This window comes from Zooshikella harenae (genome assembly GCF_018837975.1).
Taxonomy (GTDB): Bacteria; Pseudomonadota; Gammaproteobacteria; order Pseudomonadales; family Zooshikellaceae; genus Zooshikella; species Zooshikella harenae.
On sequence record NZ_JAGSOY010000331.1, the window covers coordinates 1 to 673 of the forward strand.

General features: G+C 37.9%; 1 protein-coding gene. It reads right to left on the bottom strand.

What is annotated here, in order from left to right:
- A partial coding sequence (locus KCG35_RS25970) for a transposase (protein WP_215822809.1) occupies positions 1-673 on the bottom strand: 673 nt, incomplete at both ends.

Sequence of the window (673 nt, forward strand, 5' to 3'; positions counted from 1 at the left end):
ATCTGGTAAGTCTATTTTAATCAATCTTATATTCAGTGGCTCGGTAGAAACACCACTATCAATACACCGACGTTTAGTTTCGGGTCTATTTGGGGCTAAAGTGATAGTATTTTCAATTAAATCTGAAGATTCAAAAGCCGTTGTTTCTTTGGAATATTTTCTAGGGAGGCGCATTAAAAATTGGCTACCATTGGTTCTATGCGCTGAAAACATAGAAAAGCATGGATATCCTCGATCATAGATCAGTAAATCATCAGAAGTGGTTTTGTTGAGATGCTCCTGTGCCATTTTCCTTTCATCTGCGTGAATTGATCTAACCATTAACTCTATGGTTATGCCGTTAAGCACATCATAGCGTGAAGATACTCTAGACTGAGGAACCTCCTTCCCTGTTTGTTGCCCAAAATGCTCAATTACATCAGAATTGTTAGGCAACTTGAGCGTACTTCCATCGACAGCGTTAAGACGGAAACCTTTCCATTTTTTGTAAGCTGCATCACGATAAAAACCATCGATTAAGGTTTCATGAAGTTCAACAAAGGTTGAATATGACAAATTTGTCCGCGCTTTACAAAAGGCTGCTTTACTTACAACCCGCTGATCGTATTCTAAATTCTGGTGATGTTTAAAGAAGCAATCTAATTCATCCTGAAGTGAGTTTTTTAGCAAATTC